General features: G+C 44.2%; 12 protein-coding genes. 7 read left to right on the forward strand and 5 right to left on the reverse strand.

Features of this window, described 5'->3' with window-relative positions; genetic code table 11:
* The first annotated feature begins 80 nt into the window (after nt 1–80).
* Genes lon through hslU form a run of 3 tightly spaced genes read left to right on the forward strand, consistent with a single transcriptional unit; the run spans nt 81 to nt 4,989 of the window.
* Entirely contained in the window at nt 81–2,543 is a 2,463-nt protein-coding gene (gene lon, locus AC2D6U_RS13470; RefSeq protein WP_484721508.1) for an endopeptidase La, read from the forward strand.
* A gap of 36 nt (nt 2,544–2,579) precedes the next feature.
* The gene (gene porQ, locus AC2D6U_RS13475; RefSeq protein WP_484721509.1) at nt 2,580–3,605 is read left to right on the forward strand and encodes a type IX secretion system protein PorQ; all 1,026 of its coding nucleotides are present in this window, start codon (nt 2,580–2,582) and stop codon (nt 3,603–3,605) included.
* Entirely contained in the window at nt 3,598–4,989 is a 1,392-nt protein-coding gene (hslU, locus tag AC2D6U_RS13480) for an ATP-dependent protease ATPase subunit HslU (protein ID WP_484721510.1), read from the forward strand. The genes porQ and hslU overlap by 8 nt, the downstream gene beginning before the upstream one ends.
* 18 nt (nt 4,990–5,007) lie before the next feature.
* Here the strand turns inward: hslU and AC2D6U_RS13485 are convergent, their stop codons facing one another.
* A complete protein-coding gene (locus AC2D6U_RS13485) occupies nt 5,008–5,505 on the reverse strand; it encodes a SixA phosphatase family protein (protein WP_484721511.1) in 498 nt (165 codons plus the stop codon).
* Nucleotides 5,506–5,573: 68 nt separating this feature from the next.
* Between AC2D6U_RS13485 and AC2D6U_RS13490 the strand changes: the two genes are divergently transcribed.
* Nucleotides 5,574–5,765 carry a cold-shock protein gene (locus AC2D6U_RS13490; protein WP_484721512.1) on the forward strand — a complete coding sequence of 64 codons (192 nt, stop codon included), beginning with the start codon at nt 5,574–5,576 and terminating at the stop codon, nt 5,763–5,765.
* Between the two features lie 79 nt (nt 5,766–5,844).
* On the opposite strand, the gene AC2D6U_RS13495 is transcribed toward AC2D6U_RS13490, so the two are convergent.
* Together AC2D6U_RS13495 and rlmD are read right to left on the reverse strand one after the other, a co-directional pair.
* On the reverse strand, nt 5,845–6,798 hold the full coding sequence (locus AC2D6U_RS13495) for an aldo/keto reductase (RefSeq protein WP_484721513.1): 954 nt from the start codon (nt 6,796–6,798) through the stop codon (nt 5,845–5,847).
* Nucleotides 6,799–6,866: 68 nt separating this feature from the next.
* A complete protein-coding gene (gene rlmD, locus AC2D6U_RS13500) occupies nt 6,867–8,270 on the reverse strand; it encodes a 23S rRNA (uracil(1939)-C(5))-methyltransferase RlmD (protein ID WP_484721514.1) in 1,404 nt (467 codons plus the stop codon).
* A 292-nt stretch (nt 8,271–8,562) separates the two neighbouring features.
* Between rlmD and AC2D6U_RS13505 the strand changes: the two genes are divergently transcribed.
* From AC2D6U_RS13505 to AC2D6U_RS13515, 3 genes are all read left to right on the forward strand, one after another.
* On the forward strand, nt 8,563–10,158 hold the full coding sequence (locus AC2D6U_RS13505; RefSeq protein ID WP_484721515.1) for a SulP family inorganic anion transporter: 1,596 nt from the start codon (nt 8,563–8,565) through the stop codon (nt 10,156–10,158).
* A 34-nt stretch (nt 10,159–10,192) separates the two neighbouring features.
* Nucleotides 10,193–11,002, forward strand: coding sequence for an SDR family oxidoreductase (locus tag AC2D6U_RS13510; protein WP_484721516.1), 810 nt, complete (start codon nt 10,193–10,195; stop codon nt 11,000–11,002).
* A gap of 115 nt (nt 11,003–11,117) precedes the next feature.
* Nucleotides 11,118–15,113: a DEAD/DEAH box helicase gene (locus tag AC2D6U_RS13515; protein WP_484721517.1), complete on the forward strand. Its 3,996-nt coding sequence runs from the start codon at nt 11,118–11,120 to the stop codon at nt 15,111–15,113.
* On the opposite strand, the gene AC2D6U_RS13520 is transcribed toward AC2D6U_RS13515, so the two are convergent.
* Nucleotides 15,110–15,577: a gliding motility lipoprotein GldH gene (locus tag AC2D6U_RS13520; protein ID WP_484721518.1), complete on the reverse strand. Its 468-nt coding sequence runs from the start codon at nt 15,575–15,577 to the stop codon at nt 15,110–15,112. The two genes, AC2D6U_RS13515 and AC2D6U_RS13520, sit on opposite strands and share 4 nt — an antisense overlap.
* On the reverse strand, nt 15,567–16,805 hold the full coding sequence (locus AC2D6U_RS13525; RefSeq protein WP_484721519.1) for a PSP1 domain-containing protein: 1,239 nt from the start codon (nt 16,803–16,805) through the stop codon (nt 15,567–15,569). The genes AC2D6U_RS13520 and AC2D6U_RS13525 overlap by 11 nt, the downstream gene beginning before the upstream one ends.
* Nucleotides 16,806–16,819: the final 14 nt, after the last annotated feature.

A 16,819-nucleotide genomic window follows, 5' to 3' on the forward strand; every position in this document is an offset into this window, starting at 1 on the left:
AGACCGTCATTTGGCATATTGCTTGTAATACCTATGTTCCGCAAAAAGCAGAAGTTTTTGCGTCAGATTGACACTCTTATATGAAATTAGATAGACAAACTATCGGATCCATACTGGCAGCCGAAATAGGGGATGAAGACAATGGTGATTTGATCCAACTCATCTCACCTGATGATGAGGAAACTAAAATCTCAGATCTTCCTGAAGAACTTCCCATTCTAACGGTTCGGAACACGGTCCTTTTTCCAGGTGTTTTGATCCCGATTACTGTGGGTCGTCAGAAATCCATCCGTCTGGTGAAACAAGCCTACAAAGGTGATAAAATCATTGGGGTACTTGCGCAACGGAATCCAGAAGTAGAAGAACCGAGTACAAAAGACCTCTATCGAATCGGTACGGTTGCTAAGATTGTCAAAATGCTGGTCTTGCCCGATGGCAACACCACCATAATTGTACAAGGGAAACAACGTTTTTCTGTGGATTCATTTACCTCAGAAACACCCTTCTTTAAGGCCAAGGTTAGCTATCTGGAAGAAAAATTTCCGAAGCGCTTGGGCAAAGAGTTGAAGGCAGTCATTCAATCCATTCGTGATGCAGCAAATCGCATCATGCAGCTCAACCCAGAGATTCCAAAAGAAGCACAAGTGGCCCTTGAAAATATTGAAAAGCCAAGTTTCCTTGTGCACTTCCTGTCTTCTAATATTAATTCGGAGCCAAAAGTAAAACAAGGGCTTCTTGAATTGAACGATGGCGCAGAACGTGCAACGGCCCTCTTGCAGCATTTGCTTAAAGAGGTTCAAATGCTTGAACTCAAGGCCGAAATACAAACCAAGGTACATTCGGATATCGACCAACAGCAGCGAGATTATTTCTTGAGGCAACAAATGAAGGTTTTGCAAGATGAGCTTGGCGAAGATGGTCCTGAAAGAGAAGTAGAAGCACTGCGCAAAAAGGGAGATGAGAAAAAATGGCCGAAGAAAGTTCACGACCATTTCAACAAGGAGCTGGATAAGATCTTGCGCATGAATCCCATGGCAGCAGAATACCCGATCACCATGAACTATGCAGAATTGATGACGGAGTTGCCTTGGGGCGATTTTTCTGAAGATGACCTCGACTTGAAGAAGGCACAAAAGGTCTTAGATCAGGATCATTACGGGCTTGAAAAAGTCAAAGACCGAATCCTAGAATATTTGGCCGTCCTCAAATTAAAGAATGATTTGAAGGGTCCCATACTTTGCTTATATGGGCCTCCAGGTGTAGGAAAAACCTCTCTGGGTAGGTCGATTGCTAAGGCCTTGGGTAGACAGTATGTCAGGATGTCCTTAGGAGGTGTTCATGACGAAGCAGAGATCAGAGGACATAGAAAAACCTATGTAGGCGCCATGCCAGGCAAGGTGATTCAAAACATCAAAAAGGCAAAGACCTCGAACCCAGTATTTGTATTGGATGAGATCGATAAGGTCAATTCGAATTTTCGCGGAGACCCTTCTTCTGCGCTGCTAGAGGTGCTTGATCCGGAGCAAAATCATGAGTTCACAGACAATTACCTGGAAGTAGAGTATGATTTATCTAAAGTGCTTTTCATCGCCACAGCAAACTCGTTGGATACCATACAACCGGCCTTAAGAGACCGAATGGAGATCATCGAAGTTTCAGGATATACCATCGAAGAAAAGATCGAGATCGCTAAAAAGCATTTGATTCCGAAACAGAAAAAAGAACATGGCCTGAAGGCGAAGGATGTTGCCTTTGATAAAAAAGCCATACAATTCATCATTGAAGGTTACACAAGAGAAAGTGGTGTCCGAAGCCTAGAGCGTGTCATTGGTTCAGTGATACGTTCGGTTGCCAAATCGATTGCCTTGGAAGATGACTACCCTCAAAAAATGACGCTTGAGTTCATTGAAAAGGTTTTGGGAGGGCAGCGTTTTGATAAGGAGATCTACTCGGATAACAAATTGGCTGGTGTAGTAACAGGGCTTGCTTGGACTTCGGTAGGAGGAGAAATTCTGTTTATTGAATCGAGTTTGAGCAAAGGCAAAGGCAAATTAACATTGTCTGGTCAATTGGGTGATGTAATGAAAGAGTCTGCTGTGGCAGCCATATCCTTCTTGAAATCCAATGCAGAGCACTATGGTATTGACTACCGAGTGTTTGATCAATATGACCTACATGTGCATGTTCCTGCTGGTGCTGTTCCAAAAGATGGACCTTCTGCTGGCATCACCATGCTCACAGCACTGGCCTCGGTCTTTACCCAAAGAAAAGTAAAGGCAAAGTTGGCCATGACGGGAGAGATTACCCTCAGAGGTAATGTGCTTCCTGTTGGGGGAATCAAAGAAAAAATACTGGCAGCAAGACGTGCTGGCATTAAGGAGATCATTTTGAGTCAACGCAACGAAAAAGACATCCTTGAAATTGAAGAGCGCTACAGAAAGAATTTGAGTTTCTATTTTGTCGAGCGTGCAGAAGAGGTGTTGGAACTGGCATTAACCAACCAAAAAGCGTCAAATCCTATCAAGTTTGATTTGAAAGATTAAGCGTTTTCTGGCAATAGAGCCTTATCTTACTTGCTGATGAGAAATGTGTTGCTGTTTATTTTGATGGTCACCTTGTGTAGGACTGGCCTTGCACAAATAGGTGGGCAACGTGTGTTCGAGTTTTTGAAGGTACCAAATAATGCACGATTGGCTGCTTTAGGTGGAACAAACATCACCAGTGGCTGGGACGATCTGACGCAATTTGCCAGTAACCCAGCCTTGATCAATTCAACATGGGAAAAGCAGGCGGCCCTGACACATTTAAGCTACTTCGCCGACATTAACAACACTTCCTTGAGCTACGCCAATAAGGTTAAGGAAATGGGCACTTGGGCTTTTAATCTGTCGTATTTCAACTATGGACGTTTTGATAGCTTTGATGAGCAAGGTGCATATCTCGGTGAGGTCAGCGCAAAGGACTATGCCTTGAGTGTGGGCTATGCCATGCAGTTCGGGGTTTTTTCGGCAGGGGCAAGTGCCAAGGTGGTGGTGTCTGATTTGGCAGGATTCAGGGCTTCAGGCTTGCTGGCGGATCTGGGTGGAACCTTTAAGCACCCTGAAAAGGACATGACGATCGGTTTAGCTGTTAAAAATTTGGGTTTTCTTTTTGCCGATTTTGAAGACAACCGAAATAGTCAGCTGCCCCTCGATATTCAGTTAGGATTCAGTTACAAGCCCGAATTCATGCCTTTTCGCTTCTCACTGACCACTAAAAATACGTTGAGAGACGACTTGGTTTATTTCGATCAACCCACAAATGGGTTTGGTCAGAGCGAATCTCCGGGCTTTAGTGAAGAATTATTTAGAAGACTTGTGGTGGGTACGGAATTATTGATCTCCCCAAGTTTCCAATTGCGTGTCGGTTACAACCATTTGCTTAGGCAAGAGTTGAAGTTGGAGAACGCAACCGGAGGAGCTGGACTCTCTTTCGGATTTATGATTAAAGTGAAAAGAATTGAGTTTGCCTATTCACGAGCTCTTTATCATGTAGCAGGTGGTAGCAACACCTTTCAACTCATGATCAACACGAGCGAACTCATTAAACGAAATACAAATGATTGATCAACAGTTTTTAACGCCACGTCAGATCGTGGCCGAATTAGATAAATACATCATCGGTCAAGCCGATGCGAAGAAGAATGTGGCCATTGCCTTGAGAAACCGTTGGCGAAGGATGCATGTGAAGGCGGAAATGCAAAAGGAGATCGTTCCGAACAATATTCTGTTGATCGGTGCCACTGGTGTGGGTAAAACAGAGATCGCCCGTCGCCTGGCAAAGATCGCTGATGCGCCTTTTACAAAAGTAGAAGCATCAAAGTTCACCGAAGTAGGCTATGTGGGACGTGATGTCGAAAGCATGGTGCGCGATTTGGTTGAGCAATCGGTGAAGCTGGTGAAGCAAGGACAGAAGGAAAAAGTAAGAGAGCGTGCTCAACAAAATGTTGAGGATGTCATTCTGGATGCATTGATTCCTCCTGTACGCAATATGTCGAAGCCAGTAGACCATCAGCAAGAGGATAAACCGGCTGCGGAAATGTCAGATGCGGAGCTCAATGAAAGGACACGTGAGCGTTTTAGGGAAAAAGTCAGGTCTGGTGAGATCGATGATCGTAAAATAGAGATTTCAATATCAGCCAATCAAGGCAACTTGGGCATGATCGGTGGCGGAATGGACGAAGCTTCTATGATCAATATCCAAGAGATGATCGGTAACATGATGCCGAAGAAGACCAAGAAAAGAAAAGTAACCATTGCTGAAGCGAAGAAGCTTTTGTTGGAAGAGGAGAGTGCGAAACTCATCGATATGGATGAAGTGAAGGAAGAGGCCATTCGTAAAGCAGAGAACACGGGCATCATTTTCATCGACGAAGTGGATAAGATCGCTGGTGGCGGTAAAAAGAATGGTGGCGGTGGACCAGATGTAAGCCGTGAAGGAGTTCAGCGCGATTTGTTACCCATAGTAGAAGGTTCTGCTGTGAACACAAAGTATGGGGTGATCAATACAGACCATATCCTCTTTGTTGCTGCGGGTGCTTTTCATGTATCGAAACCATCTGATCTGATCCCTGAGCTTCAAGGTCGTTTCCCGATCCGAGTAGAGCTTAATTCATTGACGAAGGAAGATTTTTATCAAATCTTGAAAGAACCAAAAAATGCCTTGACCAAGCAGTACCAAGCGCTGATTGAGTCGGAGGGTGTTTCATTGGACTACACGGATGAGGCACTGCATGAAATTGCTGAAATCGCTTTCCATGTGAACGAGGAGGTAGAGAATATTGGGGCAAGACGACTGCACACCGTCATGAGCAAGTTGTTGAACGATATCCTCTTCGATATTCCGGAAGAAATTCCGCCGAATGCAAAAGTATCGGTGACCAAAGAAATGGTTAGGGAGCGTTTGAATGGTTTGGTCAAAGACAGAGACCTGAGCGAATTCATACTTTAGCTCAGGCCAGGGCTAATGTCAGTGATGCCTTGATTTTGGGAAATCGTAATGGAATTGACGGCCACTAGCTTGCAGGATTTCGCTCCATGAGCTAATGTCAAAGGCAATTCCGAAAACGCTACAGGTTGGCAGATTCCATAGGTCGGCGTCACATAGGTCATTGATAAGGTCTGTTAAGCCAGGGTTATGCCCAAAAAGGGCAATGGTTGTAAATCGGTCATTTGTTTCAGAAACGACACGACGAAGGGTGTTCGAAGAGGCATGATAAATTTGTTGGTCTTGCCTGATCTGTTCAGGCTTGATGCCAAACGCCTTAGCATGCCCAATGGCCGTTAAGAAGGCTCTTTTGGCAGGAGATGATACAAACAAATCGATTGGAATGTCCAGATTTTTCAAGCGCTCTGCCATATCCGGAAGATCTCTTTTCCCTCTTTTGTTCAGTGGTCGATCAAAATCGGTTAGGTCAGGATTATCCCAACTTGATTTGGCGTGACGAATAATTAACAGTCTTTTCACAAGGGAATAGTTGGAAGCTTAGTACTTATGGCTACCTTTAGCCATTATTTAATTTATTACAATTTATTATGAAAACAGGTACCGTAAAATTCTTCAATGATGAAAAAGGTTTCGGATTCATCGTTGACGATGAGGACGGAAGCGAGGTGTTTTTGCACATCTCAGGCACAGTAGATGAAGTGACCAAGGGTGACTCAGTGTCTTTCGAAATCACAGAGGGCAGAAAAGGCCCTAATGCAACGAATGTCAGAAAAATATAAGTACGATTTATAGATTTTTGATTACCAACCCTGACTGTAAAGTCAGGGTTTTTTATTTCTCATCAATCGCTAATTCCAATTAATCATTCCAAATACTATCAGCAGTATAATAGCCACCTTCTCTCTCCCAAAACTCTCCATTTAAGAATCGATAGCCCTTATCCAATTGATTGATCTCCATCATTTCTAATTCACTCAAAGGAATATCGGCAGAAGACAAGTTAGCTTTTAAGCGTTCAGGATTGACTGACTTTGGAATAACGGCCGTACCTCTTGCTTCAGCCCATTTGATCAAAATTTGTGCAGGATGTACGTCGTGATTTTTTGCAATGGCTCTGATCTGAGGAATTTCAAAAAGATCAGGCTCATCGGCTCCTTTCATGCCAGCGGCTCTATCACGAGATCCTAAAGGCGAATACGCAGTATAAAGGATCTCATGCTTTTTGCAGAACTCAAGTAGTTCAAGTTGAGCCAACAAAGGATGTGATTCCACCTGATTCATCTCTGGTATGATGGAACCCTTGTCAATCAAAAGTTGAAGCTTGGGAATGTTAAAGTTCGAAACACCGATATGTTTGGCCAACCCTTTTTCAACAAGTTGTTCCATGGCTTTCCATGTGTCGATGAGAGGATATTCTTCTAAACTTGCAAACCCTGAAGCATCTTCTGAAAAGGTAACGCCAGGTTGATGCGCAATGGGCCAATGCATCAAATAGAGGTCGAGATAGTCAAGTTGCAGTGCATCTAAGGTTTCTTTGATGCCTTTTTCCACATCCTCAGGTGCATGAAACGAATTCCATAATTTAGAGGTCACAAAAAGCTCCTCTCTGGTGATGTCGCCATCAGCAAAAGCGTCGTTGAAAGCATTGCCGATCTCTGCTTCATTTTGATAGATCCATGCACAATCAATGTGTGTATAGCCCGCTTTGATGGCTTCTCGTACAGCGGCATACACTTCACCGGGTTCTGATTTCCATGTGCCTAAGCCAATAGCAGCTAGTTTATCTCCGTTTCTGAATGTTAGTTGGTTCATGTGGGATTACATTTTGTTTATTAATCAACACGGAAAGGTGAAAGCCGTTCAATTGTTTTTTGATAATGTTATTTCAAGCAGAGCAAGACAATATTTTCAACATGATGCGTTTGCGGGAACATATCAACAGGCTGAACTCTTTCCACAGAATATTTTTCATCCAATAGAGCCAAGTCTCTGGCCTGAGTGGCCGGGTTACAACTCACGTAGACAATCTTTTCAGCGGCTAGCTTCAATAACATATTGACTACATCGGCATGCATGCCTGCGCGAGGAGGGTCCGTGATGATGACGTCAGGACGGCTATGATTGGCGATGAACTCATCAGTCAACATGTCTTTCATGTCGCCGGCATAGAATGATGTATTTTGGATGTTATTCAAGGCTGCATTGGCTTGTGCGTCTTCAATGGCCGCTTCTACATATTCAATACCGATCACTTCTTTGGCATTCTTGGCTACGAAGTTTGCAATGGTTCCTGTACCTGTGTACAGATCGTAAACCACCTCCTTACCTGTCAATCCGGCGTAATCTCTTGCAATTTTATACAGTTCATAAGCCTGAAGGGCATTGGTTTGGTAAAATGATTTTGGTCCTACCTTGAATTGGATGCCTTCCATCTCTTCGATGATATGATCCTTTCCATAATAAGTTTTTACCTCAAGGTCATGAAAGGTTTCATTGGCTTTTCCATTGATCACATACATCAATGAAGTGATATCAGGAAATTCTTCCTTGATGAAATTGAGTAGGACTTCATTCTTCTCATCCTCGTATGCGAACTGAACGATAACCATCCACTCGCCGGTCACTGAATTGCGGATAATGAGGTTGCGTAGGTTGCCAGTTTTCTTGACCAGGTCATAGAAAGGAATGTCATTTTCTTTTGCGAATTGAGCAATCGCTAGGCGAATTTCATTGCTAGGTTCTGGTTGATGAAAGCATTTGTCGATCTCCAGGATCTTATCGAATCTTCCTGGAATATGAAAGCCTAAGCCCCGCCTGTCAATTTCACCTTCCTTGTCAATCTCTTCTCGAGTAAGCCATTTCCAATTGGTAAAGGTGTACTCCAATTTGTTTCGATAGAACTGTGTCTTCTCCGAACCTAGAATGGGGCTGATCTCTGGTAAAGCTACTTTAGCGATACGCTCTAAATTGTCGACAACTTGTTGGTGTTTATATTTCAGTTGAATCTCATAAGGGATATGCTGCCATTTGCAACCGCCACACGTGCCAAAATGCGCGCAAAAAGGCTCTGCTCTATCTTTCGAATATTCATGGAATTTGACAGGGATACCCTCCATGAAGCTTGGTTTTTTTCGCGTGACTTGCACATCGACCAAATCTCCTGGAGCAACCTTTTCAACAAAGACCACTTGCTCATCGACTCTTGCCACACACTTGCCTTCAGCCGCAATTCCCTCTATGCGCACCTTGGTTAACACCTTGCGTTTGCCCCTGTATTTTGCCATGGCACAAATGTAGAATTATCAGATGTAAATTGATAGGTAAGGAATAAAAGCTTCAAGTAGCGAGACCCTCTGTCCCTAAAGGGATGCCTAATTTTAACGCTCTAGTTCCCTTTTAGGAGTTAAGGTGAATAGAACCAAGCAATAAGCATCAAGCTTCACACACCAAGCATCCCACACCCAGCATCAAGCTTCCTGCGCCACTTACCCGAGCCAATCGTTTCCATAAACAATATCGGGGGATATCACTTTTGCCGACTGAAAATTTTACCTTTGCAGGCTGAATTGACAGCGTATGAATTTTACAGAAGCTTTTTCAATCATCGATAAAAATCGAATCAGTACGAAAAGCGATATTTTTTCCGGCTTAACCGTTGCCTTGGCGCTAGTGCCTGAAGCGGTTGCCTTTGCTTTTGTCGCAGGAATTTCCCCCATCGTGGGTCTTTATGGTGCTTTTATGATGGGTTTGATCACGTCGATCTTCGGTGGAAGACCAGGCATGATCTCTGGAGCAACAGGAGCCTTAGCTGTCGTGATGGTACACCTAGTGGCGGAAGGTGAAGCAATGGGAGCCGGGCAAGGACTCCAATTCTTGTTTGCCACGCTAATCCTAACGGGGATCATTCAGATGTCTGCGGGCTTTTTGAAACTGGGTAAATTCATTCGCTTGGTTCCACACCCAGTAATGATGGGCTTTGTCAATGGTTTGGCCATTGTCATTTTTATGTCTCAATTGGGCATGTTTAAAATGGGCGGAGAGTGGCTCACTGGCATGCAGCTCTACACCATGTTGGGATTGGTTTTATTGACCATGGCCATTATGATCTTTTTGCCTCGCTTGAATAAAGGAATTCCTGCCGCTTTAGTGGCCATATTGGTGGTGTCGGGTATCGTGATTTTCGGAGGTGTTGAAACCGCGACGGTCAAATCATTTATTCAAGATGGTGGAGGAGATGGCATTAAGGCTGGATTGCCCACCTTTAATGTTCCCTTGATCAGTTTGAATCTCGATACCTTTTTATTCATTTTGCCCTATGCTGGCATTTTGGCTGCGATTGGGCTCATCGAATCTTTAATGACTCTCAACCTGATCGATGAATTAACCGAAACACACGGCAGCGGTAATAGAGAGGCGATCGCTCAGGGCTTGGGTAATTTTGTCAATGGCTTTTTCGGTGGAATGGGTGGCTGTGCCATGATCGGGCAAAGTATCATCAACGTGAAATCTGGTGGTAGAGGAAGACTTTCTGGCCTAGTGGCGGCCTTGGCCTTATTGGCTTTTATTTTATTCGGCTCTGCCTACATCGAAATGGTACCTATCGCAGCCTTGGTCGGCGTGATGTTCATGGTGGTGATCGGCACCTTCGCTTGGTCAACCTTTAAAATTGTGAACAAAGTACCCCTAGCGGATGTGATCGTGATCTTGGTGGTAACGGTGCTCACCGTCATTTTTGATCTGGCCATTGCTGTTTTTGCAGGAGTCATCGTGTCAGCCTTGGTATTTGCCTGGCAAAACGCGCTTCGCATTCGTGCGCGTAAGCACGTAGATGAGCATGGTATCAAGCATTATGAGATCTTTGGTCCCTTATTTTTCGGCTCGGTCAGTTTATTCAACTCCAAGTTTGATGTAAAAGAAGACCCCGACGAGGTCATCATTGATTTTAAAGAATCGCGAATTGCCGATCAGTCGGCCATCGAGGCAATTAATAAATTGGCTGAGAAATATGACAAGGAGGGAAAGACCATCCACCTGAGGCATTTGAGCAAAGATTGTACGACATTGATCAGGAAAGCAGAGAAGATCTGTGATGTTAATGTTGTTGAAGATCCCGACTATTTTGTGGCGGTAGATGATTACAAACAGTACAAGGCCAAGCTCAAAATGGGTTGATCAATTCTTTTATCTTTGATTCAAATCGAGGTGCATGAAAGGTAAGGTAGCCATAGTAACAGGAGGTTCATCAGGTATTGGTAAGGCACTGGCCATCTCCTTTGCGAAAAGGGGAGCCAAGGTGGTCATCACGGGTAGGAGTGAGGAACGTTTGAACGAGGTGGCTACGGCATTGGATGCGCTCAATGCGCCTAATCTGTGCTTACAACTCGATGTGGCTTCGGAGAAGGATAACCGCCACCTAATTGAAGAAACCATCAAATCCTTTGGTCAGATCGATATTTTAGTCAATAACGCAGGCATCAGCATGCGGGCACTTTTTGAAGAAACGGAATTGGATGTGTTCAAAAAAGTGATGGACATTAATTTTTACGGAACGCTCTACGCCACCAAATTCGCCCTACCTCATGTGTTGAAAACAAAAGGGTCGATCGTTGGTGTTTCTTCCATCAATGGCTATCGAGGAACCCCGGCGCGCACAGCCTACACAGCATCTAAGTTTGCCATGAATGGCTTTTTCGAGTCGTTAAGGACAGAAGTCATGCATCGAGGGGTGCATGTGCTGGTTGCCTGTCCCGGATTTACAGGAACCAATATTCGAAAGGCTGCCTTAACTGCAGATGGTTCATCTCAAGGGGAGTCTCCACGAGATGAGGGCCAAATGATGTCTGCAGAAGAGGTCGCCGAAGGAATTATCAAAGCCATAATCAAGCGCAAACGGGATGTAGTGTTTACCACTCAAGGAAAATTGGCAGTATTCCTCAACAAGGTCATTCCTGGGCGAATGGACAAGATCGTTTTCAATGTTTTTGCCAAAGAACCCGATTCTCCCTTCGGAAAATAGTTACACGTAATCCTTGTCGCGGAAAGCGAGACTACTCTTTTCTTATTTCCTTTACACTGAGAACTATTTGTTATCTTAATTCCGATTAAGAATATAACCCTAAACAGATCATCTGGTGAAGGACATCCTTCAGGCATATCTCAAAAGACTGACTAACCTATCGGGCAATAACCGCTCATTGTTGCTGCATCGATTGATCCGCGATCAATTCATTGACCTGAATGACTTGGCCTACATCGATGGTAAGCCTGCTTGGCGTATTTTGGAGGAAGTGATCATACAAAAGACTTCTGTTAAGTTGGCTCCTTTATCCGATCCGAGAGACCCTAATTCGAATAAAAAGGCCGGCCTATTGAAGAGTCTAGCCAAAAAGGAGGAGTTCATTTTTCAAGAGTCTGGTGCTCGGGATCTTTACGTAGGATGGCCATTTGTGACCGGAAAATTCAATGATGACACCCTGGTTCGTGCTCCCTTGTGTTTTTTTCCAGTTGCTTTAGAGGTTGAAAAGGGTTACTGGGTACTTCAGCCAAAGAGCGAAGTAAGTGTGGGTTTAAATAAATCATTTTTATTAGCCTATGCTCATTTTAATGGTGTTTCTCTACCTGATGAATTGGTAGAGTTTACCTTTGATAATTTCGAAAAGGACAGCACCCGTTTTCGGAATCTTCTCTACGAAAAACTCACCGAGTCAAACGTTCAATTGCGGTTTAGCCGAAATTATTATGTCGATGAGGTGAACGAATTCCAGACCACCACAAAGAAGTCACTCTCAGAAGCCCATACGGGTGAGTTGAATGTGACGACCGAAGCAATTCTAGGTATTTTTCCTCAAGCAGATTCCTATCTGGTTCCCGATTATGACCACATGATCGCAGAGGATAAGTGGAAAGATTTGGATGCTTTCTTCACTGATAAGAGTTTGAATGCGCAAGCCTCTGATGGGGCAGTTGATTTGAGTCATTATTTCCTGACGATGGTCAAAGAGGAAGAGTCATATACTCCATTGCCCATCGATTCACACCAAGAGAATGCATTAAATGCCGTCAAAAGAGGTAATTCCGTGGTGGTGCAAGGGCCTCCGGGAACAGGCAAGTCACAACTCATTGGCAATTTGGTCTGCGACTTTATTGCTCGAGGCAAAAAAGTGCTGGTGGTTAGCCAAAAGCGTGCAGCGCTTGATGTGGTCTATGAGCGCTTGAAAGAATTAGAGTTAGAGGATTTTTTAGCCCTAGTGCATGATTTTAAAGCAGACCGAGCGGCAGTTTATCAAAAAATGGCCCGTCAAATTGATCGCTTACAAGACTATAGCCGGAGTAACGCAAACCTTGATGCCGTGCAGATCGACAGAAGCTTTAAAAAGGCAAGTCATCAAATTGAAGAGTCGATCGATCAATTGAATGAATACAAAGAAGCCTTATTCAGCGAAAAGGAATGTGGGCTTTCCGTAAAAGAGCTTTACCTCAGCTCTGACCCTGACCAACCAACCATGAATTTAACACAAGAATATGCCTCGTTGGATTTTAGGTCAATTGATTCCTTCTTAAAGCAACTCAGCCTCTTTATCGATTACTCAAAGCAATTGGATGACCGATCCCATCCATGGGTCGATCGAGTGAGTTTTGCCCATTTCGGTATAAATGAGTTAAAAAAGATACAAGCTGTCCTCGAAGAGATCCCACAAGAAGCCAGGCGCTTGGTCGAAGGGTTGCAATATATCGTGGGGGAAGAGGTCACCTACAATGACTGTAGAACGCTCAGTGAGAATTTAGATAAACTGAAGGAATTCAACGGTTTCTTGAAGAACAAAGAAGTTTACGCGTTATTCAAGCCCATGGTGGCTTTTCCAAATAAAGACACCGAATTGCTCTGGTTAAAAAACAGCAGAAACCTGATCAATGCATGCTTTGATGGGGCCGGAATTGAACGCTCATTGGATGCTTCAGCTATTGGTGAAATTCAGCTCATACTAAAGCAGCGGTTGGATGCTAAACGAACATTTTGGAAGTCCATTCGCTGGAACTTTTCCAAGCAAAAAACGAGGCTTGCCCGGGTGCTCGTGGCCAATGGCTTGAGCGATACAAAAGAAGACCTGAAAAACCTTACCGCACGCTTAGATAACCGATTGAACCTCCAGCATCAACTTACCAAACTAACCGCAGTAGGTTGGATCAACGAAGCCCCAACTTCACCAGATCAGACTTTGTTGAATCAGTGGTTAGATCAGTTGGTCATGGCAGTAGAGGCGAAGATGCGCTACGCCAATTTGACCAATTTCAAAGAGTACTTCAGTTTGGACCAACTTTCAGCAATGGAATTGAGAGCAAAGATCAATGCTATTCATGAGCATTTGAAAGAGCTACCAAGGCTGAGAGCCGTTTGGAACACCTATGTGCTTCCACGCCAGATCGATCTTTTGCTGACCGATGAAACGTATCGTAACGCACTCCAGAAGACACTTAAGAAGGACTTTGATGTACTTTGTGAGCTCGATCAGATCAGGGAGACATGTAACGAAGCAGAACGTGCAGTCCTAGAAAAGATAGGTGAGCACATGACGTCAAGTAAGGAGGAGCTTCTCATCTTATTTGACAACAGCTTGCGATTGGCTTGGATTGATCATATCGAGAGTAAATATCCTATGCTGAGAAGTGTGTCAACCTTGAAGTTTGAGAGTTTGGTAACCGACCTTCAAGAAGCGATTACTCAAAAACAAGAGGCGAGTCAGCACATCATGTTGCAACGAGTTCGAGAGACTACTTATGAGGGGATCGAGTTCAATCGCTTAAACAACCGGGTAACGTACAGAGACCTAGAGCATCAAGTGAATAAAAAACGGCAGGTGTGGCCTTTGCGGAAGATTCTGTCGAATTATGCAGAGGAGGTATTCAAATTATTGCCCTGTTGGTTAGCCTCACCAGAAACGGTGAGCACACTATTTCCAATGGAAACCGTATTCGACTTGGTTATTTTTGACGAGGCCAGTCAATGTTTTGCTGAGAAGGGCTTGCCGGCAATTTACAGAGGACGCCAGGCTGTCGTGGCTGGGGATGACCAGCAATTGCAGCCATTTGATTTGTACCGTGTGCGATGGGAAGATGAGCAAGAGGACATGGCACTGGAGGTTGATTCATTATTGAAATTAGCCAAAAACCATTTGATGCAAGTACGGCTGAAAGGGCATTATCGTAGTCAATCGAATGCTTTGATCGAGTTTTCAAACCGTCATTTTTATGATGGGCAGTTGAAGATGCTGCCTGCATTTGATCGCATAAATTTGAATGAGCCGGCGATTCAATACCATAAAGTGGCCGGTGTATGGCAAGACCAGCAAAATATAGAGGAGGCCAAAGCGGTTGTCGAATTGATTCAAAAAGAGCTACGGAGTAAACGGAACTTCTCCATTGGGGTGGTGACCTTTAATGCTCGCCAACAAGACCTGATCGCTGATCTGTTGGAAGAGCGAATAGCCAACCTACCGACTGATCTCTTGGTAAAGAACATTGAAAATGTTCAAGGAGATGAGCGAGACCTGATCATTTTTTCTACGGCCTATGCACCAGATGAAAAGGGTAAATTTAATGTGCAATTCGGTTCATTGAACCAAGCCGGAGGAGAGAATAGATTAAATGTGGCGGTCTCAAGGGCACGTGAAAAAGTGATCGTTGTGACCTCCATCATGCCTTCAGAATTAAAAGTGGAACAGACTAAAAATCCAGGGCCGAAGTTGTTGAAAGCATATTTAGCTTTTGCACAAGAGGTTTCGGAGGGGCGTTTCGAACCTTCGCCGAGAGAAGAGACCGAGCATTCGCCTCAATGGTACCTCAAGAACCAATTGAAAGCCTGGGAAAAGGAACTGCCGATAAAGTTTCAAGACGAAGGGAGTTATGCCGATTTATTGATGAAACGTCGTGGCAACTACGTGGGTGCCTTATTAACAGATGATAATGGGTTTTATCAATCACTCTCTACAAAGGATACCTTCGCCTATCAACCTGCTCTCTTAGAAGCAAAAGGCTGGCCTCATCGGCAAATGCATTCGAGGATATTTTGGTTGCAAAAAGAGCAAATGAAGTCTCGACTGGCGAATTTTGCTGAACAAGTGGTCGGCTAGTTTTCTTCCGGAACAATTCGAACTCCTGTAGACAGAATTCCCTCGAGCTCTACTTTGCGCATGTATTGTGCTAATCTAATGGAATATGTGCCTGCATAGGGGAATGGGTAAGCGTCAAGTCCTAATGTGTTGATTTGGTAAATACTATTGCCTTCACCTTTTGGTTTGCCGGTCTTTTGATCGTAGATGGTCAGCTCAACTAGGGTGTCTTGGAGCATACCGCCTGTGCTATCCAATAATTCCAATTTCACATAAAGATTGTAAAAGGGATAGTCCAAATTATTCCTGAGTTTCACCTCCACATCTTGAGTTTGGGCAGGAGCATCAAACTCGAAAGTGGCCAGGCTGTCCATGTGCCAAATGCCTTCGTCAAAGTCGACATCTGATTCAAAGGTCGAGCTGAGGTCGCAACTGGAGGCAGCCAAAAGGAGGAAAAGGAATAACCAAAAATGCTTAGGAATCATTTGTCTTCTTGCGTCTAAACGGCTTTTTGCGTCCTGTCTTGGGCTTTGCACTTTGTTGTTGATTCTTGGGAACTTGTTGTTGTTGCTTATTGTCTTGGTCATTCTGACGAGGTCCAACTTTCTTTTTTCTTCGCTGCTGGGATTTTCTTCTTTGTCTGTCGTCCTTTTTCTTAAAACGAGCATCCATTTTTTCCAGATCACTATTGATCTTGGCATCCTTGAGTTCGAGTTCTACTCTATCGAGGGTGAGGCTTTCCGGTGTTTCTCCTTTTTTGTTCAGGGCAATGATTTCTTTTACCCGTTGAGTTGAGATGGGGTGCCATGTGTTTTCATCCTTATAGCTGAACCACATCAATTTTCTGAAAATGTCAGTTTTCTCCAATCGGGCGTCGCCTTTCTTTGTTTTGAGGTACTTGATCTCAGGGATATCCTCGAGGGCGTCCATGTAGGTGTCCAGCTCGTAATTCAGGCAACACTTCAATCGACCACACTGACCAGAGAGCTTCGAAGGGTTTAAACTCAAGTTTTGATAGCGCGCAGCAGATGTGGAAACACTTTTAAAATCAGTGAGCCAAGTAGAGCAACAGAGCTCCCTGCCGCAAGAGCCAATGCCACCAAGACGGCCTGCTTCTTGCCTGAGGCTGATCTGGCGCATTTCGACACGAACCTTAAATTCTGCTGCCAGAAGTCTGATCAACCCTCTAAAATCTACACGTTCGTCTGCCGAATAGTAGAAAGTAGCTTTGGTGTTATCTGCTTGAAACTCGATGTCGGTCAGTTTCATCTTGAGCTTTTCCTCAAGAATGATATTTCTGGTTCTGTAAAGGGCTGGTAATTCTCTTTTTCGGGCTTCTTCGAACTTCTCTAGATCTGAAGGTGTGGCTTTGCGATAGATCTTTCGAATTTGATCGTCGTCTGCTACCCCCTTTTTCCGCATTTGGAGCCTGACCAATTCGCCCATCAATGCGACATACCCCAAATGATGTCCACCTTGAACATCTACAATGACAGGTTCGCCAGTTACGATGTCGAGTTGGTGCGCATTGCGGAAAAATTCTTTACGTCCATTTTTAAAACGAACTTCCACCACATCGAATACCTCGTGTGAAGGAATGTCCATGTTGGACAACCAATCAAAAGAATTGAGTTTGTTACAGCCGCCTGTTGCGCAACCTCCGTTGTTATTGCAACCTGCGGTACTACCTTCTACACCACAGCTACAACTCATGATCTATATCGAAG

This window comes from Roseivirga sp. YIW32 (assembly GCF_057219245.1).

Bases quoted from the DNA above. Each gene is read 5' to 3' on its own strand.
- lon (WP_484721508.1), top strand. From the start codon at position 81: ATGAAATTAGATAGACAAACTATCGGATCCATACTGGCAGCCGAAATA.
- porQ (WP_484721509.1), top strand. From the start codon at position 2,580: ATGAGAAATGTGTTGCTGTTTATTTTGATGGTCACCTTGTGTAGGACT.
- hslU (WP_484721510.1), top strand. From the start codon at position 3,598: ATGATTGATCAACAGTTTTTAACGCCACGTCAGATCGTGGCCGAATTA.
- AC2D6U_RS13490 (WP_484721512.1), top strand. From the start codon at position 5,574: ATGAAAACAGGTACCGTAAAATTCTTCAATGATGAAAAAGGTTTCGGA.
- AC2D6U_RS13495 (WP_484721513.1), bottom strand. From the start codon at position 6,798: ATGAACCAACTAACATTCAGAAACGGAGATAAACTAGCTGCTATTGGC.
- rlmD (WP_484721514.1), bottom strand. From the start codon at position 8,270: ATGGCAAAATACAGGGGCAAACGCAAGGTGTTAACCAAGGTGCGCATA.
- AC2D6U_RS13505 (WP_484721515.1), top strand. From the start codon at position 8,563: ATGAATTTTACAGAAGCTTTTTCAATCATCGATAAAAATCGAATCAGT.
- AC2D6U_RS13510 (WP_484721516.1), top strand. From the start codon at position 10,193: ATGAAAGGTAAGGTAGCCATAGTAACAGGAGGTTCATCAGGTATTGGT.
- AC2D6U_RS13520 (WP_484721518.1), bottom strand. From the start codon at position 15,577: ATGATTCCTAAGCATTTTTGGTTATTCCTTTTCCTCCTTTTGGCTGCC.
- AC2D6U_RS13525 (WP_484721519.1), bottom strand. From the start codon at position 16,805: ATGAGTTGTAGCTGTGGTGTAGAAGGTAGTACCGCAGGTTGCAATAAC.